At 62.7% G+C, this 24,085-nt stretch carries 23 protein-coding genes; 7 read left to right on the plus strand and 16 right to left on the minus strand.

What is annotated here, in order from left to right; all coding sequences use genetic code 11:
* Nucleotides 1–9: 9 nt before the first annotated feature.
* The 5 genes from AC5ZGW_RS17230 to purC form a co-directional block, all read right to left on the minus strand.
* Complete coding sequence (locus AC5ZGW_RS17230) at nucleotides 10–1,614, minus strand: ABC transporter substrate-binding protein (protein WP_130226212.1); 1,605 nt, start codon at nucleotides 1,612–1,614, stop codon at nucleotides 10–12.
* A gap of 86 nt (nucleotides 1,615–1,700) precedes the next feature.
* Complete coding sequence (locus AC5ZGW_RS17235) at nucleotides 1,701–2,669, minus strand: tripartite tricarboxylate transporter substrate binding protein BugD (protein ID WP_165435241.1); 969 nt, start codon at nucleotides 2,667–2,669, stop codon at nucleotides 1,701–1,703.
* Nucleotides 2,666–3,367 (minus strand): phosphoribosylformylglycinamidine synthase subunit PurQ, encoded by a 702-nt coding sequence (gene purQ / locus AC5ZGW_RS17240; RefSeq protein ID WP_130226211.1) that lies wholly within the window; start codon nucleotides 3,365–3,367, stop codon nucleotides 2,666–2,668. Before purQ ends, AC5ZGW_RS17235 begins: the two co-directional genes overlap by 4 nt.
* Nucleotides 3,367–3,606 (minus strand): phosphoribosylformylglycinamidine synthase subunit PurS, encoded by a 240-nt coding sequence (gene purS, locus AC5ZGW_RS17245; RefSeq protein ID WP_028166376.1) that lies wholly within the window; start codon nucleotides 3,604–3,606, stop codon nucleotides 3,367–3,369. Before purS ends, purQ begins: the two co-directional genes overlap by 1 nt.
* 16 nt (nucleotides 3,607–3,622) lie before the next feature.
* A complete protein-coding gene (purC, locus tag AC5ZGW_RS17250) occupies nucleotides 3,623–4,390 on the minus strand; it encodes a phosphoribosylaminoimidazolesuccinocarboxamide synthase (RefSeq protein ID WP_008974302.1) in 768 nt (255 codons plus the stop codon).
* Nucleotides 4,391–4,724: 334 nt separating this feature from the next.
* Here purC and AC5ZGW_RS17255 point away from each other — a divergent pair, with 334 nt between their 5' ends.
* A complete protein-coding gene (locus tag AC5ZGW_RS17255) occupies nucleotides 4,725–5,048 on the plus strand; it encodes a DUF1476 domain-containing protein (protein WP_028166375.1) in 324 nt (107 codons plus the stop codon).
* Nucleotides 5,049–5,063: 15 nt separating this feature from the next.
* Here the strand turns inward: AC5ZGW_RS17255 and AC5ZGW_RS17260 are convergent, their stop codons facing one another.
* The 6 genes from AC5ZGW_RS17260 to AC5ZGW_RS17285 form a co-directional block, all read right to left on the minus strand.
* Complete coding sequence (locus AC5ZGW_RS17260; protein ID WP_245287454.1) at nucleotides 5,064–5,222, minus strand: hypothetical protein; 159 nt, start codon at nucleotides 5,220–5,222, stop codon at nucleotides 5,064–5,066.
* A 36-nt stretch (nucleotides 5,223–5,258) separates the two neighbouring features.
* The gene (locus AC5ZGW_RS17265) at nucleotides 5,259–5,447 is read right to left on the minus strand and encodes a hypothetical protein (protein ID WP_245474741.1); all 189 of its coding nucleotides are present in this window, start codon (nucleotides 5,445–5,447) and stop codon (nucleotides 5,259–5,261) included.
* A gap of 131 nt (nucleotides 5,448–5,578) precedes the next feature.
* Complete coding sequence (gene cynS / locus AC5ZGW_RS17270; RefSeq protein ID WP_130226210.1) at nucleotides 5,579–6,067, minus strand: cyanase; 489 nt, start codon at nucleotides 6,065–6,067, stop codon at nucleotides 5,579–5,581.
* 64 nt (nucleotides 6,068–6,131) lie between these two features.
* Nucleotides 6,132–7,058 carry an ABC transporter ATP-binding protein gene (locus tag AC5ZGW_RS17275; RefSeq protein WP_130226209.1) on the minus strand — a complete coding sequence of 309 codons (927 nt, stop codon included), beginning with the start codon at nucleotides 7,056–7,058 and terminating at the stop codon, nucleotides 6,132–6,134.
* 4 nt (nucleotides 7,059–7,062) lie between these two features.
* A complete protein-coding gene (gene ntrB, locus AC5ZGW_RS17280; RefSeq protein WP_028166373.1) occupies nucleotides 7,063–7,902 on the minus strand; it encodes a nitrate ABC transporter permease in 840 nt (279 codons plus the stop codon).
* A 29-nt stretch (nucleotides 7,903–7,931) separates the two neighbouring features.
* The gene (locus AC5ZGW_RS17285) at nucleotides 7,932–9,314 is read right to left on the minus strand and encodes a CmpA/NrtA family ABC transporter substrate-binding protein (protein ID WP_130226208.1); all 1,383 of its coding nucleotides are present in this window, start codon (nucleotides 9,312–9,314) and stop codon (nucleotides 7,932–7,934) included.
* A 172-nt stretch (nucleotides 9,315–9,486) separates the two neighbouring features.
* Between AC5ZGW_RS17285 and AC5ZGW_RS17290 the strand changes: the two genes are divergently transcribed.
* Nucleotides 9,487–11,445 (plus strand): sigma 54-interacting transcriptional regulator, encoded by a 1,959-nt coding sequence (locus tag AC5ZGW_RS17290; RefSeq protein WP_130226207.1) that lies wholly within the window; start codon nucleotides 9,487–9,489, stop codon nucleotides 11,443–11,445.
* A 57-nt stretch (nucleotides 11,446–11,502) separates the two neighbouring features.
* The gene (locus AC5ZGW_RS17295) at nucleotides 11,503–12,717 is read left to right on the plus strand and encodes a GGDEF domain-containing protein (protein ID WP_130226206.1); all 1,215 of its coding nucleotides are present in this window, start codon (nucleotides 11,503–11,505) and stop codon (nucleotides 12,715–12,717) included.
* A 101-nt stretch (nucleotides 12,718–12,818) separates the two neighbouring features.
* Here AC5ZGW_RS17295 and AC5ZGW_RS17300 read toward each other — a convergent pair whose 3' ends face one another.
* The gene (locus AC5ZGW_RS17300) at nucleotides 12,819–14,030 is read right to left on the minus strand and encodes a TrmJ/YjtD family RNA methyltransferase (RefSeq protein WP_463327629.1); all 1,212 of its coding nucleotides are present in this window, start codon (nucleotides 14,028–14,030) and stop codon (nucleotides 12,819–12,821) included.
* A gap of 371 nt (nucleotides 14,031–14,401) precedes the next feature.
* Here AC5ZGW_RS17300 and AC5ZGW_RS17305 point away from each other — a divergent pair, with 371 nt between their 5' ends.
* Nucleotides 14,402–15,616, plus strand: coding sequence for an NADP-dependent isocitrate dehydrogenase (locus tag AC5ZGW_RS17305; protein WP_130229753.1), 1,215 nt, complete (start codon nucleotides 14,402–14,404; stop codon nucleotides 15,614–15,616).
* 187 nt (nucleotides 15,617–15,803) lie between these two features.
* Nucleotides 15,804–16,268 carry a DUF3455 domain-containing protein gene (locus tag AC5ZGW_RS17310; protein ID WP_245287455.1) on the plus strand — a complete coding sequence of 155 codons (465 nt, stop codon included), beginning with the start codon at nucleotides 15,804–15,806 and terminating at the stop codon, nucleotides 16,266–16,268.
* Between the two features lie 219 nt (nucleotides 16,269–16,487).
* Here AC5ZGW_RS17310 and AC5ZGW_RS17315 read toward each other — a convergent pair whose 3' ends face one another.
* From AC5ZGW_RS17315 to AC5ZGW_RS17325, 3 genes are read right to left on the minus strand one after another with little or no spacing between them, the layout of a single operon-like run.
* Nucleotides 16,488–17,918, minus strand: coding sequence for a Dyp-type peroxidase (locus AC5ZGW_RS17315; protein WP_130229754.1), 1,431 nt, complete (start codon nucleotides 17,916–17,918; stop codon nucleotides 16,488–16,490).
* Nucleotides 17,915–18,631 carry a hypothetical protein gene (locus AC5ZGW_RS17320; RefSeq protein WP_130229755.1) on the minus strand — a complete coding sequence of 239 codons (717 nt, stop codon included), beginning with the start codon at nucleotides 18,629–18,631 and terminating at the stop codon, nucleotides 17,915–17,917. The genes AC5ZGW_RS17315 and AC5ZGW_RS17320 overlap by 4 nt, the downstream gene beginning before the upstream one ends.
* Before the next feature lie 4 nt (nucleotides 18,632–18,635).
* Nucleotides 18,636–19,649, minus strand: a complete 1,014-nt coding sequence (locus tag AC5ZGW_RS17325; RefSeq protein WP_130229756.1) for a catalase — start codon at nucleotides 19,647–19,649, stop codon at nucleotides 18,636–18,638.
* A gap of 964 nt (nucleotides 19,650–20,613) precedes the next feature.
* Between AC5ZGW_RS17325 and AC5ZGW_RS17330 the strand changes: the two genes are divergently transcribed.
* Nucleotides 20,614–21,504, plus strand: coding sequence for a bestrophin-like domain (locus AC5ZGW_RS17330; RefSeq protein WP_130229757.1), 891 nt, complete (start codon nucleotides 20,614–20,616; stop codon nucleotides 21,502–21,504).
* A 55-nt stretch (nucleotides 21,505–21,559) separates the two neighbouring features.
* Here the strand turns inward: AC5ZGW_RS17330 and AC5ZGW_RS17335 are convergent, their stop codons facing one another.
* Nucleotides 21,560–23,095 (minus strand): L,D-transpeptidase, encoded by a 1,536-nt coding sequence (locus tag AC5ZGW_RS17335; protein WP_130229758.1) that lies wholly within the window; start codon nucleotides 23,093–23,095, stop codon nucleotides 21,560–21,562.
* A gap of 389 nt (nucleotides 23,096–23,484) precedes the next feature.
* On the opposite strand from AC5ZGW_RS17335, the gene AC5ZGW_RS17340 reads away from it, so the two are divergent.
* Nucleotides 23,485–24,048 (plus strand): GrpB family protein, encoded by a 564-nt coding sequence (locus AC5ZGW_RS17340; RefSeq protein WP_130229759.1) that lies wholly within the window; start codon nucleotides 23,485–23,487, stop codon nucleotides 24,046–24,048.
* The last annotated feature ends 37 nt before the right edge of the window (nucleotides 24,049–24,085 follow it).

The following is a 24,085-nucleotide window of genomic DNA, read 5'->3' on the forward strand; positions in this document are numbered from 1 at the left end:
CGAAAGCCTTTACTGCAGGCTCACCAGGGTCAGATCGACGAACCACGATTGCGGCGAGACGAATCCCTTGACCTTCGGGCTCATCGCGCGCGGGTTGAGATCGTGCACGATGTAGAGCCAGGGCGGGTTGTCGACCAGGCGTTCATGCGCCTTGCGATAGGCGGCCGCGATCACCTTGGGGTCGGTGGCCTCCGAGATCGTCTTGAGCGCATCGTCGAACTCAGGGTCCTTCCACTGCTCGAAATTGAACCCGTTCGGCGAAAAATTCTCGGACGAGAAATAGCGCGCCATGATGCCGGCATCGGAGGATGGCGACGAGATATTGAGCCCCATGGCGCCCTGCAAAGTGGGACTATCCGGCGTCGCCCGCGCGGCGGTCAACAGAACCTGCCATTCGATCACGTCGAAGGCCACGTTCACACCGCACGCCTCTTTCAGGTTTTGCTGCAGGAATTCGTTCATCGGCAAAGGCAGCATCTGGCCCGAGCCGGAATTCGAGATCAGCACCTTGAAGGACAATGGCTTCGCCGCCGTGTATCCGGCCTCGGCGAGCAGCGCCTTGCCCTTGGCGGGGTCGAACTTGTAGCGGTTCGCTGGCGAGCCGAAATCGGGGTCGCTGGCCTTGAGCCAGCCCACCGAAGGCTCCGCGGTCCCGTTCAGCAGTGCAACGAGCCCATCGCGATCGATGCAATAGTTCAGGGCCTGGCGGACTTTCACGTCCTTGAAGGGGCTGTTGGTCGCGCCGATATTGTAGAACCACGGCCAGACATGGGGATAGGAGCCGGTGGTGATGGTGAAGCCCGCCGATTTCAGCGAAGCGACGCCGTCGGCCGGCGGCACCTCGATCCAGTCGACCTGACCGGAGCGAAGCGCGGCCAAGCGCGAGTTCGCTTCAGGGATCGGCATGAGCACGACGTTGTCGACCTTCGCCCTTTTGCTCGCGTCCCAATACCCATCCCAGCGCATCAGATCCGCCTCCTGACGCGGCACGACCTTGGTGATGCGGAACGGTCCAGTACCGGCCGCGGGCAAAGTCGCGACGTTGGCCCAATCCCGCCCCGCCTTTTCGAACGAAGCCGGCGATGTGAACAGAAGATACACCGCCATGTAGGGGAAATAGGACGCCGGCTTGGTCGTGGTGATGGCGACCGTGAAGTCATCGATCTTCTTGTAGCTGCCCATCACGGGAACGCGCGCTCGCGACATCGCCGAACTCGCGGGCTCGAATTGCGGGCTGGACGTGTTGAAATAGCGCTCGAGATTCCAGATCACGGCATCCGCATTGAAATCCGTGCCGTCGTGGAATTTGACGCCATGGCGCAGATGGAAGATCCAGGTCTTGTTGTTCTCGGGATCCTGTTCCCATTTCTCTGCTAGCCCCGGACGCAAACCGGCCAATCTGTCGGTCCTGGTCAAATCCCACAGCACCAATCCCTCGAAGATCGGGTAGCCGAGAAAGCGCATTCCTTCGAAGCCGTTGTTCGGCAGCCCCGTAGCCGTGGGGATATCGGATGCTGTCATACCAATGCGCAGCGTGGTTTCGGCCATTACCGCATGCGACGAAAGCAGCGCGGCGGCGAGCGTGAACGTGCAGCAAGCCTTGCGAATGAGCATAAAACTCCTCCCGTCCGACGATCGGAAAGATCCGTGCCTGGATCGGGGAGTTACGGGCAAGTTTCAGGCCAGCAGTGCTGAGCCGATTATTTCTGGTCGTCGGCGAGCAACTTTTTGTATTTCTCGACATCGCGCGCGACGAGCTGTTGCAGCACGTCCGGCGCATGCTCGTTGGCGTCGGGCGCAACCGTCGACAGATCGGTGAAGCGTTTTTTCACCGCCTCGCTCTCCACGGCGGTCCGCGCCGCGGCGTTCAATTTGGCGATGATCTCGGGCGGCGTACCCTTTGGCGCGAATAACCCGTTCCAGCCCTGCGCCTCGAATTCGGGCAGGCCTGCTTCTGCCGAGGTCGGCAGATCAGGCAGCGTCGCAAGCCGCACGGTCGAGCCGACCACGAGTCCCTTCACCAGCTTCTCGTTGATCGCCTGCGACACCGAGGCCGCCGCATCGCAAACGCCGTCGATCTGGCCGCCGATCGCATCCGTCAGCGCTGGCGCAGCCCCGCGATAGCCGACCAGCGTCACGTCGATTCCGGCGGCGTTCACAAAACTCTTGCAGATCAGGTAATTCGAGGAGCCGACGCCGGCATGGCCAAGATTGATCTTGCCGGGATTCTTCTTCGCGTAAGCGATGAACTGCTGCAGATCCTTGGCGGGAAAATCCTTGCGCAAAGCAATGATGCCAAAGGTCTTTGCGACCACCGCGAACGGCACAAAGGAGTCCGGCGTAAACGGCAGTTTCGGATAGATCGTGTAGGTGGCGGCGCTGGTGCCGGCGTTGCCGATCGCAATCGTGTAGCCATCCGGCTCCGCACGCGCGGCCCGGGACAGCGCGGTCGAGCCGCCGGCGCCCGCGACATTCTCGATCACGATCGGCTGCCCTAGCGCCACGCTCATCTGCTCGGCAACCACGCGCGCAATCACGTCGGAGGTGCCGCCGGCCGCGAACGGCACGATCATGGTGATGGGGTGTTTCGGGAAATCCTGGGCGTGCGCCGTAGTCGCAAGCCAAAGCGACGCAATCGCCGCGAGCCACCTCGCGACGACCGACTTCACGCGGCCTTTTCCAGATGCTGGACCAGGCCCGCAAACAGGCCGCGGCCGTCGGTGCAGCCCATGATGTCCTCGACGTGATTTTCCGGATGGGGCATCATGCCGAGCACATTGCCGCCGTCGTTGACGATGCCGGCGATCGATTGCGCGGCGCCATTGATATTGTGGCGCTCGTCGACCACGCCGTCCGGCGAGCAGTAGCGATAGAGCACCCGTCCCTCGCCTTCCAATCGCTTGATCGTCTCTTCATCCGCCTCGTAATTGCCCTCGCCATGGGCGACCGGGACGCGGATCACCTGGCCGGCATTGTAGCCGCGGGTGAACGGCGTGTCGGAGCGTTCGACGCGCAGATGCACGTCGTGGCAGATGAACTTCAATCCCGCATTGCGCATCAACACGCCCGGCAGCAGGCCGGATTCGCAGAGGATCTGAAAGCCGTTGCAGACGCCGAGCACGAGACCGCCTTTGCCGGCGTAGTCGCGCACCGCGTTCATGATCGGCGCCCGCGCTGCAATCGCGCCGCAGCGCAAGTAATCGCCGTAGGAGAAGCCGCCGGGCACCACAACGAGGTCGGTGCCTTCAGGCAGCGAGGTCTCGGCATGCCAGACCATCGCCGGCTCCTTGCCCGAGATGAGCTTGAGCGCCCGCGCCATGTCGCGCTCGCGATTGATGCCGGGAAAGACGAGGACGGCGGATTTCATCAGAGCAGTTCGACCCGATAATTCTCGATCACGGTATTGGCGAGCAGCCTATCGGCCGCCTCCTTCAGCGCGGCTTCCGCCTTGGCGCGATCTGAGCCGGAGAGTTCGATGTCGAACACCTTGCCCTGGCGGACGCTGGCGACACCATCGACGCCGAGCGATTTCAGGGCGCCCTCGATCGCCTTGCCTTGGGGATCGAGGATGCCGGATTTCAACGTAACGGTGACGCGTGCCTTCACTTAAACCTAGCCCCTCTCAGCTCTTCACCAGCACCGGACCGGAGCCCGCCGGCCGCTCGTTCTCCATGAGGATGCCGAGCCGCTTTGCCACCTCGGTATAGGCTTCCAGCAGCCCGCCGAGATCCCTGCGGAAACGGTCCTTGTCGAGCTTCTCGTTCGACTTGATGTCCCACAGCCGGCACGAATCGGGCGAGATCTCGTCGGCGACGATGATCCGCATCATTTCGTTCTCAAACAGCCGCCCGCATTCCATCTTGAAGTCGACCAGTCGGATGCCGATCCCCAGGAAAAGCCCAGTCAGGAAGTCGTTGACGCGGATAGCGAGCGCCATGATGTCGTCGATCTCCTGCGGCGTCGCCCAGCCGAAGGCGGTGATATGCTCTTCCGACACCATGGGGTCGTTGAGCTGGTCGTTCTTGTAGTAGAATTCGATGATCGAGCGCGGCAACTGCGTACCTTCCTCGATACCGAGGCGCTGCGACAGCGAGCCGGCGGCGACGTTCCGCACCACCACTTCCAGCGGCACGATCTCGACCTCGCGAATCAATTGCTCGCGCATGTTGAGGCGACGGATAAAGTGCGTCGGCACCCCGATGTCATTGAGGTGCTGAAACAGGTACTCCGAAATCCGGTTGTTGAGGACGCCCTTGCCCTCGATCACCTGGTGTTTCTTGGCATTGAACGCGGTCGCGTCGTCCTTGAAGTGCTGGATGAGGGTTCCGGGCTCGGGACCTTCGTAAAGGACCTTGGCCTTGCCTTCATAAATGCGGCGTCGACGGCTCATTGGGATGTACCGTGTTTTGTTGAAATCCATGAATCTGGTGTGCTCCGGTTGACTAGGGATCGCGACCCACGACGGAGCTGCCGCGGAAGCCTGGAACCCCAAACAGAACAAGAACCAAGCCGTATGGCAACCTATCCGATTGGCCCATCCAGCACAATCGACCCGGACCCTTTATGGCCGACTTATCCGCCTTGGATTAGGGCGCCAAAATCTGCCATTCTGCCTGCGGCTTAACGGCTCGTTGTCTTGCCGATTCGTCCCTTCTATCTAGGCATCCGCCGGGGCTGCCGCAACGCAAGCTCCATCCGTCCGTCAGCAGCAATTGGAACCACCGATGACCACATTCGATAAGCGCGAGGAAGGTTTTGAGAAGAAATTCGCCCTCGACGAGGAGCAGAAATTCAAAGCCGAGGCGCGCCGCAACAAGTTGTTAGGCATGTGGGCGGCGGAAAAGCTTGGCCTCGCGGGCGATGCCGCCAACACCTACGCCAAGGAAGTGGTTGCCGCCGATTTCGAGGAAGCCGGCGACCAGGACGTGCTGCAGAAGGTCTTCAAGGACCTCACCGCGAAGGGCGAGGCCATCACGGAAGCTCAAATCCGCGCCAAGATGGACGAACTGCTGGTGCAGGCCGTGGCGCAGGTGAAGGCGGGGGCATAGGCCCGCTGCTCGGGGCTATTTCAACGTGATTTGAAAGCTCATCGAGCCGTTGATGGTCAAGCCCTCCTGCTGCTGACCAAATTGCCGGTTGATGTTGATGTTGCTGGTCACCGATTCCATCCGGCAGTCCTTGGCCAGCACTTCCCGCAGCAGATCACATTCGCGCGCCGCCATCTCATAGACGATGCGGCGCGCGCGTTCACGGAGCTTCTACGCCTCATCCCCCTCTCCGGTCGGACCGGCGATAAAGAAATTGATCGAGCTCTGAACCCGCACCGCCCCCTCCTGGCGCGGAGAGCTGCCGGATTGCTCGACGACGATCCGCTGCGCCGGCGTCTGGGCGAAAGCAGGAGCGATCAGGAACAGCAGGCCTATAGCTGCCGGGAGAAGAAGGCGCATCGGCGACATTATGGCGGACCCTTGCGGTTGAAGTGACGCGCCGGTCTATAGCGACCTTGGATTGCAATAAGACGAACCCTTGCCGCGAAAAATCGATGCACCACTTCATCCCGCGTTAACCGCCGTATTGTCTATCCCTCTTTGAACCCGTACTCCGGTACGTTGCCGCTGGCGCCGTAATATTTGTACGGCAGGAATTTTCCGGACATCGTGAACTTGACGCGGTCGCCCTTGGGACTCGGCAGGCGCTCCATCACCATGTCGAAGTCGATCGCCGACATGATGCCGTCGCCGAACTCCTCCTCGATCAGCGCCTTCCAGGCCGGGCCATTGACCATCACGAGCTCGTAGAAGCGGTAGATCAAGGGATCGGTCGGCGGCATCGGCACGCCCTCCCCGCGCATCGGCGTCTCGTTCAGCATCGCGATTTCCGACTTGGACAGGCCGAACAGCTCGCCGGCGTTCGCGGCCTGCGGCTTGGTCAATTTCATCTGGCCGAGGATCGCGCCTGTTATCAGCACCTCGGAATAGCCGCCGATCTCTTCGCAGATATATTTCCAGCTCCAGCCCTTCTCGCGCTTGATGTCGAGCAGCTTTTCGGTGAGGTCGGAACGTTTCATGTCAGGGTCTCCTTCTGCTCGTCATGCCCCGGCTTGTCCCGGGCATCCAAATTGTTGATCGGATTCAGGAAGACGTGGATGGCCGGGACAGGCCCGGCCATGACGTCTCGGTTGGCGGCTCGGCGTCCGATGCGATCGCCAATTCAGGCAAACGCGGCCGCACCGTCGGCACGTTGCGCGGGTCGTGGTCGGTGGCATCAGCCGCAAAGCTCTTGCTGCGGCTGACCAGGAAATCGATGATGTGGTTGCGGAGCGCGTAGTAATAGGGATGGCGGTGCAGATCTATGCGGCCGCGATCCTTGGGCAACGGATTTTCGACGATCTCGGCCAGCACGGCGCCCGGGCCGTTGGTCATCAGGAAGATCTTGTCGGCGAGATAGATCGCCTCGTCGACGTCGTGGGTGATCATGAACGCGGTCTGCCCGGTCTCGAGACAAATGCGCCGCACCTCGTCCTGCAGCGTGCCGCGCGTCAGCGCGTCCAGCGCCGAGAACGGCTCGTCCATCAGCATGATCTTCGGCGTGATCGACAGCGCCCGCGCGATGCCGACGCGCTGCTTCATGCCGCCCGACAGTTCGGACGGACGCTTGTGCTCCGAACCGGTGAGACCGACGAGATCGATGAACTTCTGCGCATGCGCCTTGACCTTCGCGCGGTCCCATTTGCGCCATTTCGAGCTGACGGCGTAGGCGACATTGCCGAGCACGGTGCGCCAGGGAAGCAGCGCGTGGCTCTGGAAGATCACGGCGCGGTCGAGGCTTGTGCCCTCGATCGCCTGCCCGTCGACGATCACGGCGCCCTCGCTCGGCTCGTCGAGGCCTGCCAGGATGTTGAGCACCGTGGTCTTGCCGCAGCCGGAATGGCCGATCACGCAGCCGAATTCGCCGCGCGCCATCGAGAGCCACAAGTCCTCGAACACGGTGGTGGCGCCGCCTCCCGCGCCCGGATAACGCCGCGCGATGCCTTCGATCGAGATGAATTTGTCGGTCATCGCCCTACTCCGGAAACGTGACCATGCGCGTGAAGCGCGCGAGGATCTGGTCGAGCAGCATGCCGACGATCCCGATCATGAGGATAGCGATGATGACATTGGTGATCGAGAGGTTGTTCCACTCGTTCCAGACGAAATAACCGATGCCGGTGCCGCCGACGAGCATTTCGGCAGCGACGATCACGAGCCAGGCGATGCCGATCGAGATCCGCATGCCCGTCAGGATCGTCGGCGCCGCGGCCGGCAGGATCACGGTGAAGGCGCGCCTGACGGTGCCGACTTCGAGCGTGCGCGCGACGTTGATCCATTCCTTGCGCACGCCGGCGACGCCGAACGCGGTGTTGAGCAGCATGGGCCACACCGAGCAGATGAAGATCACGAAGATCGCTGAAATCGACGAATCCTTGATGGTGTAGAGCGCGAGCGGCATCCAGGCGAGCGGCGAGATCGGCTTCAAGACCTGGATGAACGGGTCGAGCGCCCGGCTGATCAACGGCGACATGCCGATCAGGAAGCCGAGCGGGATCGCGACCAGGACCGCAATCAGATAGCCGAGCCCGACGCGGCCGATCGAATAAGCGAGCTGGATGCCAAGCCCCTTGTCGTTCGGCCCGTTGTCGTAGAACGGGCGCCTCAAGTGCTCCCACAATTTGGCGCCGACATCGAGCGGACCCGGCATCGCCGATTTGCCTTGCGTGGCGGTGAGCCCCATCAGCTTCGCGTATTCCGGGCTCATGTTGGTGGCCGGACCGGTGCTGCGGGTCGCAAGATGCCAGACGCCGATGAAGGCGGCGAACAGCACGATCGAGACGATCGCCGCGCGCAGGCGAAGGGAGTTCATCATCTCCCTCTCCCCGTAAGCGGGAGCCGCCCTCACGACGCCTTCCTGATCTTGAAGCTTGCGAGATAGTCGTCCGGCTTAGCGGGATCGAACGTCTTGCCCATCACCGCGAACGACTTGTACGTGGTCGTCGGCGGCGTCAGCCCCATCTCGGCCATCAGCTTGCCGGTGTCGGTGGCGAGATAGACCTGTTCGGCCACCGCCTTGTAATCGACATCACCCTTGATCTGCCCCCAGCGCTTCATCTGCGTCATGATCCAGACGGCGAACGACTGCCAGGGGAAGGGATCGAAGTCGACGCGGCCCGGCTGCGTGACGACATTGCCGAGACCATCGGCAAAGGTGCCCGTCAGGATCTGCTCGAGCACGATCTGCGGCTGATTCAGGTAGTTCGCCGGCGCGATCGCTTCCGCGATCTGCTTGCGGTTCTCGGCCTTGTGCGCGAACGCGGTGGCCTCGATGATCGATTTCAGCAGCGCGCCATAGGTGTTCGGCATCGAGGTGACGAACTCCTTCGATGCCGCGAAGGCGCAGCAGGGATGGCCCTCCCAGATGTCCTTGGTCAGGATGTGGATGAAGCCGGCGCCGTCATAGACCGCGCGCTGATTCATCGGATCGGGCCCGAGGAAGCCGTCGATATTGTCGGCGCGGAGATTGGCGACCATCTCCGGCGGCGGCACCGCGCGGATCTGCACATCGACGTCGGGGTCGAGGCCGTGCTCGGCGAGATAGTAACGCAGCAAGTAATTGTGCATCGAATAGTCGAAGGGTACGGCGAACTTGAAGCCCTTCCAATCCTTGGGATCGCGCTTGTCCTTGTGCTTGATCGCAAGCGTGATCGCCTGCCCATTGATGTTCTCGACCGCCGGCATCGTGTAGGGCAGCGGGTTGGAGCCGACGCCCATGGTGATCGCGAGCGGCATCGGCGACAGCATGTGCGCGGCGTCGTATTCCTTGTTGATGGTCTTGTCGCGGATGACAGCCCAACCGGCGGTCTTGATGACTTCGACGTTCAATCCGTGCTTGGCGTAGAAGCCCATCGGCACGGCCATGATGATCGGTGTCGCGCAGGTGATCGGGATGAAGCCGACCTTGAGGTCCTTCTTCTCGGGCGCAGCGCCTTGCGCGAACACCTCGGTCGCCGCCTTGATCGGGAAGAACTGCGACAGCGCCGCAAGCGCCGTGGAGGCGCCGACCGACTTCAGGAAGACGCGCCGGGTCGCGTCCTGCGGAAACACCGCGCGCATCACGGCTGAGGCGACGACGCCCTCGTAACGCTTGTCCTCGCTCTCCGCAGGCTCACAGCGCAGCGCCAGTTCGGCATGGCGGTGCTCGGCTTCGCTGAGATGGCGGCCGCAACTGCAGCCGGTGCGGAGATTGCGGTCGGGATCGAATGGATTGTCGAAGATGGACATCGGACCTCCTGCGCGGCGTTTGCCAAAGGATTTACGCAAGCTCCGTGCCAGCCTCTTTTTTGAGCCGATGACATTGATGTCGCAGGCTTTTATCGGCGCCTTGGCGACTACAAAAACTCGTGATACACGAAAAATCGGAATCAAATTACGATTTTTCGGGGCGACGTGCACGATGGACCTGGCTCTCAGCGCGACCGCGAGCGCATACGATGCGAACCTGCGTGCCGCTGCCTTCGAGTGCGCGATCGAGCCGACGCTGCTGCTCGATCCCGATGCCGACGTGATCCTCGACGCCAGCCCCGCCGCCTGTTCCCTGCTCGGCTATGACCGCGCGCTGCTGCGCCAGACCAAGGTGAGCACGCTGCATGCAGGCCAATTGCCGGCTTTGATCGTCTTCACCCAGGCGGTGCTCGACAAGGGCGCGTACTGGACCGATGCGCTGACACCACGACATGCGACCGGACAGAATCTTCGGATCGAATATGCCGGCTGCGTGGTGCCGCATGACGGGCGTACGCTGATGCTGCTGACGATGAGCGACCTCGACGCGCGCCGCCGGCGCTATGTCGATGCCGCCGCCGAGGACCACATGCGCAGCGGCATCGCCACCTGGCAGCGGGTCGAGCGCGTCTTCCAGGACATCGAGCGCGAGAACCAGTTGATCCTGCGCGCCGCCGGCGAAGGCATCTACGGCGTCAACGCGGAAGGAAAGACCACTTTCGTCAACCCAGCCGCCGAACGGATGCTGGGCTGGACCGCCGAGGAATTGGTGGGCAAGGAGATCCACCCTGTCGTCCATCACACTCATCATGACGGGCGGCACTACCCAGATCATGATTGCCCGATCTATGCGGCGTTCCGCGACGGCGCCGTGCACCAGGTCGACGGCGAAGTGTTCTGGCGCAAGGACGGCTCGCCGGTCTGGGTCGAATATACCTCGACGCCGATCCGCGACCGCGGCGTCGTGGTCGGCGCCGTCGTGGTGTTCCGCGACGTCAGCCACCGGCGCGAGGCGGACGAGAAGCTGCACGCCGCACTTGCCGAGGTCGATCGCCTGCGCGAGCGGCTGGAGCTGGAAAACGCCTACCTGCAGGAAGAAATCCGCATCGAGACCAATCCGCGCGGCATCATCGGCCAGAGCGAGGCGATCCAGAAGACGCTGCGCCAGGTCAAGCTGGTGGCGCCAACGTCGGCGGCGGTGATGATCACAGGCGAGTCCGGCACCGGCAAGGAGCTGATCGCGCGCGCCATCCATGAAGCGAGCAGCCGCTCCGATCGGCCGCTGATCCGCGTCAACTGCGCCGCGATCCCGCGCGAATTGTTCGAGAGCGAATTCTTCGGCCATGTCCGCGGCGCCTTCACGGGCGCGACGCGCGACCGCATCGGCCGGTTCGAGCTGGCCGACGGCGGCACGCTGTTTCTCGACGAGGTCGGCGAAATCCCGCTGGAGCTGCAGGGCAAGCTGCTGCGCGTGCTGCAGGAAGGCAATTTCGAGCGGGTCGGCGAGGAGCGCACCCGCACCGTGGATGTGCGGCTGATCGCCGCCACCAACCGCGACCTCAAGCAGGAGGTGCAGCGCGGCCGGTTTCGCGAGGATCTCTATTTCCGTCTCAACGTGTTTCCGATCGAATCGGTGCCCTTGCGCGAGCGGCGCGAAGACATCCCGCTCTTGGCGCAGCATTTCCTGAGCAGCGAAAGCAAGGCGCCGAGATCCGATCTGCGCCTGTCGGAGGGCGACGCCAGGCGCCTTGCCCGCTACGACTGGCCGGGCAATGTCCGCGAATTGCAGAACGTGATCGAACGCGCGGCGATCCTCGCCCAGAACGGCCGGCTGCGCATCGACCTGCCCGATGTGCCCGGCAACCAGGCCTCGCCGGGCTCGACCCGCGCCAAGGCCGACGCGCGTCCCGCGGTCATGACGGCAGCGGAGCTGCGCGATCACGAGCGCGCCAACATCGTCGCGGCGCTCGAAGCCTGCGCCGGCAAGGTGTTCGGCCCCGGCGGTGCGGCCGAAATGCTCGACATGAAGCCGACCACGCTGGCCTCGCGGATCAAGGCGCTCGGAATTGCCGGGCGGCAGCGACCGGTTTACCCCCCGTCAAGCACGGCAAGAGATCGGGGCGCGCCTTAAAAGCCTGTTAGGCGGGCACGGTGTTGTTGTACCCCGGGAAGACAGGGGTGCTCTGCAATGAAGTCCGACAAGGGACCTTACAGCCGGCCGCGCTGGGGCGTGACGCGCTGGCTGGCCGACGCCGGTCCCGGCGCGCCTGAGGATATCCGCGCGGCGCTGATCGCCGACCTCCACGGCTCGCTACCGGTGTTTGCGGCCGGCGCGGTCAACACGATGGCGGTGGCAGGCGTGATCGCGATCCGGCAACCGACCGCATTGTTCATCGCCTGGCTCATCCTCGAAGTCGCGATTTGCCTCGCCCGCCTTTCGGTATTGGTCGTCGCCCATCGCCGAGCGCGTGGCCGGCGCCGGACCCCGACCGACCTGCATGTGCTGCTCGCGGTCGCCTGGAGCGCCAGCGTCGGGTTCGGCGTGGCCGTCAGCCTCGCCAGCGGCGACCGGGTCGTCGCACTGCTCGCCTGCCTGTCGGCGGCGGCGATGGTCGGCGGCATCTGCTTCCGCAATTTCAGCGCACCGCGATTGGCCGGGACGATGATCCTGCTCGCCCTCGGCCCGATCGTCCCCGGCGCCGCGCTTGCCGGCGAGCCGCTGCTTTACCTCGTGTTCCTGCAGGTGCCGCTCTATCTCGCGGCGATGACGGACGCGGCCTTCCGGCTCAACAGGATGCTGATCGCGACGATGCGCGCCGAGCGAGAGAACGGCCACATGGCCCACCACGATGCGCTCACGGAGCTGTGGAATCGCGCCGGTATCGTCGATGCTCTCAACAGGAAGCTGGAGGCCTCCAGTCGCGACGACGGCTCCTTTGCCGTGCTGTTCTTCGATCTCGACAATTTCAAGCCGATCAACGACACCTTCGGGCATGCGGCCGGCGACAAGGTGCTCCAGCTGGTCGCCGACCGGCTCCGCCGCGCCCTGCCCAATAGCGCCGTCATCGCGCGCATGGGCGGCGACGAATTCGTCGTGCTGGCCGACAGCATCACCGCAGAGCAGGCGCTCGCCATCGGACATCGGATCATCGACGAGGTCGCGATGTCCTATCGGCTAGGCGAGGAGATTTGCGTCCAGGTCGGCGTCAGCGTCGGCGTTGCGATGTCGCCGGAGCACGGCACCGAGGCCGAGGAGTTGCTCTCGGCCGCCGATACCGCGCTCTATGAAGCGAAATCCACCGGCAAGTCCCGCTGCTGCCTCGCTTCCTTCGAGATCAACCTCGCGGCCCTGCAGCGGCTCCAACACAGCAGCGCGGCCAAGGCCGCCGGGATGGCGGCCTAGAATTTGAAGGGTCTCGTAGCCCGGGTGGAGCGCAGCGCAACCCGGGACTTCTGCGTCGACTCTTGCGAGCGGCCCCGGGTTACGCTGGCGCTCCACCCGGGCTACGGAGCGTCTCGCCGGGCTGGCAGGTTCGATGCGAGCCGGTCCAGTTCGCCGGCCAGATCGCGCTCGACTTCGGCTGCGCGCAGGTTGAGCACGCGATAGTCCCGCTCCTCCAGCCATTCCCGTCGTTTGGCCCGGTCGGCCACGATGGTCTCGCTCTCGTCAGGGTTTTCCAGCTCGATCGCGATCCGGTGGATGAAGGAGACGAAATCGGGGATATGACGCCCCACCGGGGTCTGGCGCTTGAACAGGCCGGCAAAGCGGCGATCCTTGGTCAGCGCCTGCCACAGGATGCGCTCCGCATCGGTCGGGTTGCGCCGGAGGAGCCGCGCCAGTCCGCGCACCGTGCTGCTGGCATCGGCGGAGGCGCCGCCGCCCTGCCCCTGCTCGGCGAGGAGCGCCCGCAGCCGGGTCGCCTGCTCGCCGTCGAGCACGCCGCCCTTGGCCGGCCCCTTGCGTCCCTCGGCGATCGCCATGATCACACCGTGCAGGGTATGCATGTCCTGCTTGGTCGGCTCCATCCGGGTGAAGATGTTGCGCAGGTTGACCAGCATAGTGTCGCGCTTCTCGCGCGGCCGCAGGAACTCGACCTTGTCGAGCTCGGCGACCAGATTGTCGAAGAACGCCTGAACCTGGTGCTGGGAGGCGCGCTCGGATCGCTCAGGCATCGCGAACGGCAGCACGCCCGCGGTCGCGAGCTTGAACCACTCATAGCCCATCAGCAGCACCGCCTGAGCGAGGTTCAGCGAGGCAAAGCCGGGATTGACCGGGAAGGTGACGATGCGGTCGGCGAGCGCGACCTCCTCGTTGGTCAGTCCGGCGCGCTCGCGGCCGAACAGGATGCCGGCCCCGCCGCCGGCGGCGACGTACGCCACGATCTCGCGCGCGGCCGCTTCCGGCCCGACCACCGGCTTGGCCTGGTCATGGGCGCGGGCGGTGGTGGCGAACAACAGGTCGAGATCGGCGACGGCCTCGGTGACGGTGTCGAACAGCTCGACATGGTCGAGAATGTGGTCCGCGCCCGCTGCGGCGCGCTGCGCGGCGATGTTCGGCCAGCCGTCGCGCGGATTGACCAGCCGGAGCTGCGACAGCGCGAAATTGCCCATCGCGCGCGCAGCCATCCCGATGTTCTCGCCAAGCTGCGGTTCGACCAGGATCACGACGGGACCCCTGAGGTCGTGGCCGGTCTTGGTCTTGTCGGTGCCGGACATCTTAAAACTTCGCTTCCTGATTCAATCTCTGAACAATCTGATTCAGGTCCTGAAGGAGTTGAATCAGAGTGCCAGGTTTCCTGCTACGCCCGGATTGCCCCGTGGGCGCAAATTTCTCAAGCGGAATAATGGCTTTACGGCTGTTCTTGAATCTTCATCCGAAACCTGAGATGCGAAGCGTCGCAACCCCACTTCCACTCTTCCGCTGCCGCCTGAAGCATGAGACATAGCGGCGGCATTCTCGGCTAAAAGATGAGCCGAAACTGCATAACCCCTTGGCTTCCGCCGGCGCGTTCCCGGTGCTATAGCCCCGAGGATAATCCGCTAGTCGCGCCCCAAAGCGTGCTGTTCCCCCAAGAGGCCCTATTCCCATGGCAAAAATCAAGGTGACCAACCCCGTCGTCGAACTCGATGGCGACGAGATGACCCGGATCATCTGGCAGTACATCAAGGACAAGCTGATCCACCCGTTCCTTGATATCAACCTGATGTATTTCGACTTGGGGATGGAGCACCGCGACAAGACCAACGACAAGGTCACGATCGATGCGGCGGAAGCGATCAAGAAGGTCGGCGTCGGCGTCAAATGCGCGACCATCACCCCGGATGAAGCCCGGGTGAAGGAGTTCGGCCTCAAGGAGATGTGGAAGTCGCCGAACGGCACCATCCGCAACATCCTGGGCGGCGTGATCTTCCGCGAGCCGATCATCTGCAAGAACGTGCCGCGCCTGGTTCCCGGCTGGACCAAGCCGATCATCATCGGCCGCCACGCCTATGGCGACCAGTACCGCGCCACCGACATCAAATTCCCGGGCAAGGGCACGCTGTCGATGAAGTTCGTCGGCGAGGACGGCACCGTGATCGAGAAAGAGGTGTTCAAGGCGCCCGGCTCCGGTGTCGCGATGCAGATGTACAACCTCGACGACTCCATCATCGACTTCGCCCGCGCCTCCTTCAACTACGGCCTGATGCGGAACTACCCGGTCTATCTCTCGACCAAGAACACCATCCTCAAGGTCTATGACGGCCGCTTCAAGGACATCTTCCAGGATGTCTTCGACCGCGAATTCAAGAAGGAGTTCGACGCCAAGGGCCTGACCTACGAGCACCGCCTGATCGACGACATGGTGGCCTCGGCGCTGAAATGGTCCGGCGGCTATGTCTGGGCCTGCAAGAACTATGACGGCGACGTCCAGTCCGACACCGTGGCGCAAGGCTATGGCTCGCTCGGCCTGATGACCTCGGTGCTGCTCACCCCCGACGGCAAGACTGTGGAAGCCGAGGCCGCCCACGGCACCGTGACCCGGCACTACCGCGAGCACCAGAAGGGCAAGGAGACCTCGACCAACTCGATCGCCTCGATCTTCGCCTGGACGCGCGGCCTCGCCCACCGCGCCAAGCTCGACAACAACCCCGAGCTTGCGAAGTTCGCCGACACCTTGGAGAAGGTCTGCGTCCAGACGGTCGAGGACGGCTACATGACCAAGGACCTCGCGCTCCTCGTCGGCGCCGACCAGCGCTGGCTGTCCACGACCGGCTTCCTCGACAAGGTCGCCGAGAACCTCACCAAGGCGATGGCGGCCTAAGCCGCCTTCCACTCGCGAAGCTCTATCACCCGTCATTGCGAGCGTAGCGAAGCAATCCATCTACCCCCTGCGGCACCATGGATTGCTTCGTCGCTTCGCTCCTCGCAATGACGGAATTTGGCAAGCGCCGCTCCAATAAGGGGATCTTATGCCGTCGCTTAGGACAGCCACGATCGCCCTTCTGGTAATGGGTTCCGCGACGGAAGCTTGCGTCGCAGACCCCCTTCCCGAGGCTATCGCTGCACCGGGAGAAGCGATCGTGCTCAGCGTTCACGCCGAAGGCGCGCAGGTCTACGAATGCAAGGCTGGCCTCGAAGGCAAGCTGGCCTGGGCCTTTCGTGAACCGATCGCAACGCTGATGGCCGACGGCAAGACCGTCGGCCGCCACTATGCCGGACCGAACTGGGAACATGTCGACGGCAGCGTCGTGCTCGGCCGGACTTCCAGCAATGCGCCCGGCGCGACACCGAACGACATTCCCTGGCTCAAGCTTGATGTGATCTCACGGCGCGGCAGCGGCACGCTGTCCGGTGTCACGACGGTGCAGCGGATCAACACCGCGGGTGGCATTCTCGAAGGCCCCTGCGACAAGGCCGGCGCGACCCACAGCGCGCCCTATTCCGCGGACTACGTGTTTCTCCGCAAGGGCTGAGCGGCCCGTCGGCAAGGGCGGTGCCGTGGAATGGGTAACCCATCAGCTTCGGAGCAAGCCGCGCGATGATGGGTTTCGCTTTCGCTCTACCCATCCTACGATCCCCTCGAATCTCACATCGATGTCGTCCCTGCGAAAGCAGGGATCCATAACCACAGGGCGGTATTGTGGAGCGAGCAACCGTTGCAGCGGAGCACGCCACAAGCGCCTGTGGGCAAGTCACGCCATCAGCGATCCCAGAAAACGGATCGCCGGGATGCTCGGCAGGAACGCATAGGCGCCGCCCCGAGTCCGGACGAACCGCGGCAACCCCCGCAGCCGGATCGTCGTGCCGGATTTGAGCGGCAGGTCGAACCAACTGGAGCCAGGATCGTTGGCGCCTGTGATCGGATCGTTGGAGCCGGTGATGCGTGGGTCCTGCAGGCCAAGATTCAGCCAATCACAGGACATGGCCTCGAACTGTGCGCCGAGACTCGCCCCAATGAAGTTGCCGAGCAGGCCCCGTTCCGGTTCGGGTTTGCTCGGATCACGAGGCTTCTGCGGATCATAGAGTGGTCCATAAGGCATCCCACGCCGAACAAGACGCCGACTGTTGTTCGCCACCCGTTGCACGATCTGGCCGCCCCGCGGGTTGCACCGCCGGATATGGGCTCCGTAGGGGCAGCGGGAGTCGCCAACGTAGTCAAAATTCGCCTGATCCACTTTGGGATCAGGCGCATCCGGGGACAGTGCCATCGGCGTGCCATCGCGCCACCGGCCGCACAAATGGGCGGCGACGACCTCACGCAAAGCCGCATGACGCGACAGGCCTTCGATTGACAAGGCTTGGCCGATTTTCGCTTCAGCACCGGGTGGCAGCAACTCGTCGACCTGCGGATGCTTGATCAAATCGCTTGCGGCTCGGTCGAGATACTCCTCGAAGCCGACCACATCCTGTTCCAGCACGCGAAAGGCATTGAAGGTGCCGTTGTGTCCCAATGCTTGGGGTTGAGGCACCCGCCGCGTCAAACCTTCGAAGTTGGTCGGATGTCCCAGCAACACGGTGCCGAGCGGCGCCTTGGGTTGTCCGTCTTCATAGCGTTGTCCGTCGTGAACCTCCGCGAATCTCGGTTGCATGATGTTGTCGCGATACCCGAAGTGAACGACGTCCTTGGGGAAGGCCCACCCCTCAAGAGCACCGAGCAGCCTGAAGGCTTTTCCGTCGGTGAGGGCACGCTGCTGAACTTGGTTCAATTGCGCGACCTCGTCGGCGTAGATCGTGGCGATGAGATGGATCCGCTTGGGAGCATCGAAGGGGGCTGGCCAGGTTTCCGGCGCATTCGGCCCGACATCGCCAAGCTTCAAGGCGCGGGCGTTCATGCCCTCGATGAATTCGTTGGGGAACATTTCAAGGGAAGAATTCGGCGTGCCGAGGGCGCGCAGTCCCTCGTAGGTCAGGCCAATGTTGAAACAGGTGTCCGGCTTGGTTCTCCCCCAATTCCCGGTCGTGATCTGCGGAACATCGTCGCCGCGGCCCGATGTCGAGGCGGCGAGCCAGCGCCGGGCCGCGATGCGATCGGCGACTTCAAGAATGAGGTAGCGCACGCGAGGCTTGCGATAGCCGCGCAAAATATTGCCCTGTATATCAGCGGCGTCGAATGCTGCGCTCACCAGCCTATCCCCAGTTGGTTGCGGACCTGAGCCGCCGAAAATCCGGGATAGGCCCGGTAGCCGCTGCCGAGCGAAACGTTCGCGTTAGCGCGGAGCTGGAGCACCACCTTGCGCGGAAGCAGGCGCAGATCGTCATTGCCGGATGCGGCCTTGTCGCCGTTCAAAGCTTCCTGGTCTCTCAGAAGATCGGTGGCCGTGTCCGGCACCTGGTACAGGTCGCGCTCGTGCACCCATTGGATGAACGCCTCGACATTATGCTCGCAGGGAATCACGGCCTCCCCTCCTTCGACAAGTTCGACCACGGCGTTGAACACGCTGCCGATCGTGGCGATGAAGTCACGAATGTAGTTGGTGAAGTCTCCGTCGTAGACGGAGAACATGCAAATATTGTCGCCGACGATGACGAAGCGCGCAAAGTGCACCGTGCCGACATTGTCCAATCCGGCATATATCGCATCCTTGTTTTGCGCGATCGCCAGCGCTGCCTTCGCTCGACCGATCGGCGACTTGTCCTTGAGCGGCATGATCAGGTTCATCATGCACTGCAGATTGTCGCCAGGCTGGATCGATGGGTGGGGACCGCCGGGCAGCGGCTTCACCGGCGTGCGCCACGCCCAGTAAGGCACCAGGACCCACGACGCCAAGAGCTGGAACAGGGGGTTCTTGGGCAACCGGTCTACAAACCGATCGAGCCAACCTTTCTCACCTAGCATCAGCTTAGCTCCACCTGAAGGGGCACCCGTCGCGCATTTCGCGCGAGACTTCATAAGCGCACCGGCGGGCGTGGAGGATCGGATCCCCGGAGGGCTCGATGCCAGGTACGAGACGCCAGGGATTAAAACTGATGCGTTCGCCGTCCGCGACCTGATCCTTGGCGAGATTGGTGAGCGTAAGGGTGCCCATGACGACCCGGACTCGCCTGGCCGGCCAAGGCTTTGTGGGATCGTCGAGCGCGTCGCCCGCTTCGCCGATTGTCATCATCAGCATGAACCGGGCCGGCCACCGCCGCAGGCGCTCTTCAAGTTCATGGCGCAGATATTTATCAACCGGCGTGGCAGTGGGATCGGTGGTACGGACGCCTGCAACCGGCTGCCAGGAAAAGCGAACGGGACGACGTACTCCATGGGGATCTTCCACCATGAAGGTGTGGATGGCGTGATAGGCCGCGCGGGCATAGCTCACCGGGGCGCCGATCACCCCGGCTTCGAACACTGCCAACTGGGCGAACCGGTGTTGATTGGCGTAACTGAGTATTCCCGCACCGTCACTCGTGGTTTGCTTTGGGTACGGGTCGCGAGCAGGCTCCTTGAGCTGCAGCATGTCGAGAATCTTCCGCCACGGGGATTCTCTTTGAACCGGCTGCGGCCTCGCGACCTTGGTGAACTCGAAAAAGTCCTCAACATTGCGGGCGAAAAATTCGGCGAGCGTCGTAGCGATCAGGTCGGCTGCCGTCCCATCCTGCAGGTGGAAACGTGTCGCCATTCCCCGAACATCGGACCATCCATCATGCTGCTTCGGCCCCCCTTGTCCGTTGGAGAACCTCACCGACACGCGAATGCGCTGTCCCTTGAAGTGCTCTGCGATGCAATAGTTGCGCGCCACGTCCGAAGCCATGAAATAGCCGTCTACGCCCACGCCGATCGTGTGCACCGGCCTTTGCCCGGGGGCAGGCTCCGGCAAATTGGCAATGATGGCGTCGACGAGCCGCCTTGCTTCCGATGAATCGCCCATGCCCCCTCCATTGCGAACGGACCGCCAGCCCGAATGCCGTCGGCGCCTGATGCGTTAGCGATGTCGATCGAATTCAGCCCGCGCCCTTCCCCAAACCTTACATTTGATCGCAAGTCGGATATGTGACGTAGTTCACAAATTAGCGGAACGAAGTGCCAAGCAATTCGGATCTGATAGCGCCAGACGGTGCTCGCGCACCGATAAAACGATGGGCTGAGTCCGGAGCCAAGCGGAGATCGTCAAACGCGATCCGGTGGCCGCATCCATTTCCGCGCAACGGGAGGCTGAACGGATTGGCTCCTTAGGTCTGGATCACTGCTACATAGTTGGTCGCGGCCATACTACTAATGGATGACCGCGCTCCGCGCGGTGAACTCCCATTCATATGCCTTTTGCATACGAACTAAATTGTGAGCATGCGCTTCTATCGGCCGTGAGGGCCCACGCCATGACCAAGCACTTTTCGACGCATATCATGACAGATGCGCTCCTAATCCTGGTATCTGTAGCAATAATCACGATTGTAGCGATATCCTTCGAGTCCATTCGGGCCGGCATCGCGGCTTCTATTCCAACCCCATTCGATCTTGCGATGGAGAGGACACTCGCAACCGTCCAACCGAACCTTGCCCGCGCACAACCGACATGCCGACTTCGTTCCGCTCCTTTGCAATGGAACGTGGACTGGCTTTTCGGGCCGCCTGTAGACCGCGGTTGATGAGAGCTCGTGAAGCAGCGGTGGCGTCGCGAGGCATCGCCATTTAGCGGCCCAGCCGCCTTTGCTTCGCTACGCAAAACAAGCGGACGTCACCGGTTTGACACCAAGGCCTATTGCGGCCCGCCCTGAGACTGGATTACAGGACCGCACGACTTAGCCGTCCCGTGAGCGCCACGCTCATCAGTCGTGACATCCCGTCCACCGCATCTCACCACAGTGCCCGTGACAATCGCGAGCCGCCCCTCGTTGGCGCTGAGACATTTGCGCCTCGTCCGGTTCTGCTTGAACTTGGTCTCAAGAACGGGTCTTTGGATGAGCCCGAACAATCGGAGCTGGGACCCGCATGTTCACCGACATGATGGAGCATTCGCAAATATGATGAACCTATTGATTTCGTTGCTTGTGTTTGCGCTGATATTTGGCGGCGCCTTGGCTGGGATGGCGGTTCGGCCGTTGTTGTCGGAACGTCACCTGCAGTCGGACTCCAAGGACGTCGTAAAGCTGACCGCAGGCCTGATTGGCACACTGACCGCACTCGTACTGGGTCTGTTGATCGCATCCGCAAAAACCACGTTCGACCAGAAGGCAAGCCAGGTCCGGCAGTTGACCGCAACGATCATCCTTCTGGACGATCTGGTTACGCAATATGGATCGGAAGCAACCCCTGTCCGAAAGCTCCTGCGGCAGAGCATACCGCCGATGGCTGATCGCATTTGGCACGAGCAAGCGAACTCAAACGGGAAACCCACGCGCTTCGAGTCCAGCGTCGAGGCATGGACATTCTATGATGAACTCGAACGGCTATCTCCGAACAACGATATGCAACGTTCCCTGCAGACTCGCGCCATTGCGGCTTTCACGGAAGGCGCGCAGATGCGACTGCGGTTGTTTACGCAGGCCGGAAGTTCAATTCCGACGCCTTTTCTGATCATCATGGTATTTTGGCTGAGCGCGATCTTTGTGAGCGCCACCCTGTTCGTGCGAGCGAATATCGTTGTCACGATCGCGCTGTTCGTATGCGCGCTGTCGTTTGCCGGCGCGATCTTTCTGGTTTTGGAGCTGGATGACCCCTTCACGGGACTGATGGGGATTTCAAGCTCGACACTGCGGAGTGCGCTCCCGCCGCTGAACTCGTAAGTTCTCCACTTCGCTCGAAAACGCTCTAGGCGGCCTGCGTGCGGCGGGCCGCGTCTTACCACCAGCGCGGTTGCATCGGTTGATAGTATTGGCCGGCGCGCGGGCGCGTATTGCCAGGTTGGGGGTTCCAATTGGGCTGGAAAAAGAAGCCGAAGCCGTTGTTGTTGCTCCAGTCGTTGCCGCTCGCAACCGGGACATTGACGACCGTAGGCCGGCGCATCTTGAAGCCGCCCTGGGGCTGGTTGTTCAGCACCGCGACGAACTCGGTGCGATAGTTGGTCTCGCGGCTCAGCGGCTCATCCGAGACGATGATCGAGGATCGCGGCAATGCCGTCGGCGCGATGCGATCGAGCACATCCTGCGGGATGGTGATGCGGTCGAGCGCGTGCTTGGCGTCGTCCCCGCTGTCGATCGTGACCGCGGTCCAGCGCAGGCTCGCGTCGTTGCGCGCCATCGCCGTGAACACATGCGTGCCGATCTGCTTGTCGGGATCACGGATCGTGACCGGAACTTCAATGGTCGCATCGAACACCTCGCCTCCGTCCGGCCACTCCTTGTGAGTGTTGCGCCGCACGTAAAGCTTCTGCGTCGCGCGGCTGATGTAGACGGAGACCGGCACGAGCGCGAGCTTCGCCTCGCTCGCCGCCTTGGCGGTGTCGGCCTTCCTGGTCTGGGCCGCTTTGGCGGCGTCCTTTGCGGCGGCGACGGCGTCGAGCTTCGACTTCGCGTCGGCCCTGGCGGTGTCGAGCTGCGTCCCTGCTTCCGTGGCCTTAAGGGCGGCCTTCTCCTTCTGCTCACTGGCCTGCGCCTTGGCCTGATCCGTATTTGCGGCGGCGAGCTTCTTGTCGGCGGATGCGAGCTCGGCGTCGGCGCGAGTCTTGAGCCCCTCCAGCTTGCGCAGCGACGCTGTGAGGGATGCTGTTTCGCGCGCCGCTGTCGCGGCGGCTTTCTTCGCCTCGTCGGCTGTCCTGGCAGCCTCGTCCGCCTCGCGGGCGAGCGCCTCGGCACGCGCCGGAGCAGCCGCGACGGCCTTCGCGTCCGGCACGAATAGCACCGGGTGAGAAAACTCGACCGGCTCCGCGTCGTTCGGCGAGATGATCACCCGCATGCCGATCCGCGTCTTGTCGAACAAATTCTCCGCAAAGTCGTAGGGCATCCGCACGCAGCCGTGCGAGGCCGCATACCCGGGCAGCGGCCCGCCGTGCAGCGCGATGCCGTTCCAGGTGATGCGCTGCATGTTCGGCATCCAGGCGTCGTCATAGAGCGTCGAGTGGTGGTCCTTGTCCTTCTCGATGACGGCGAAGATGCCGGCAGGCGTCTCGCGTCCCTTGGTGCCGGTCGACACCGGCGCGCGCAGGATCCAGCCCTCGGCGTCGTAGAAAGTGACCTGCTGGGACTTGATCGACACGATCGCCATGATCGGCTCGCCCGCATCGCGCGGCGCTGTCGCCTCAGTGGGCGGCGCGGGGCGCGCCTGTCTCGCCGCGGCGTCGGCGGTCAGCGCCGCCATCGCCACGAGCGCCACAATGGCGGAACTCCCCCAGCGCCGCGTCTCCACGGTGGATTGCGTCGTGATGAACCGATTTGCCATGCCATGTCCCGGTTGAAATGCCTGTCCGCGTCCATCGAGATCGGCGACCAGCTTATTTGACTCACCCCGATACGGCTAGACCGACCCGATGTCGGCTGCTCAGCCCGTGACCGATTTTGGCCGCTGAAGCTGGCAAGCTCCGCTCCCAGATGTAAAGCGGGCCAAGTTTGGGGCGGGCCATAACGCCGGCTTCTGACCCTGGATCATGATCCGATTAGACGGAATCGGATCATGATCTCATCTCTTTGTTTGAGCATGATCTTTTCGGAAAACCGGTTTCCACTTTTCCGGATCATGCTCTAACCGGATCTTGCTGGATGACCCAGTCGTGATGCATCGAACTCTACCATCGTGATATGTTGGCATGAAGGCACAATCGGGGGCCGAACATGGAGAAATACGGGGCCGGGTCGATTGTCGTCTCCGAATATGACCCCAACTGGCCGGCGTTGTTCGAACAGGAGTGCATGAGGATCAAGCATGCTCTCGGCTCGTTCGTCCTTGTCATCGAGCATATGGGGAGCACAGCGGTTCCAGGTCTCCCATCAAAGCCCATCGTTGACCTGCTGGTTGGTGTACCTAGCCTTGAAGAGGCAAAGGAACGTTGCATCGAGCCGTTTGTGGCACTTGGCTACAAGTACATACCGGAATACGCGTCATGGCTCCCCGGTGAGTTGTTCTTCCGTAAGGGGCCTCCGGGACCGTGGACCCACCATGTGCACTTGATGGAGCCGTCCCATCCTCGTTGGGAGGCACGTTTGGTGTTTCGCGACTATCTTCGCGCACATCCCGAGGCAGCACGCGCCTACGCCAGCGTTAAGCGAGCCCTTGCTGCATCTTCAAAAGACGACATAGAGGCCTATCGAACAGGCAAAGATATTTTTGTCGAAGAGACGACGGCCAAGGCTCGTGCATGGCGCGCGAGCCTTGGGCGTCTCCAGCGCGCAAATTGAGCACGGCGTCGGCGGCCGATTTCTCAGCCGCCGCCTT

The sequence above is a fragment of the Bradyrhizobium sp. Crot121 genome (assembly GCF_059512385.1).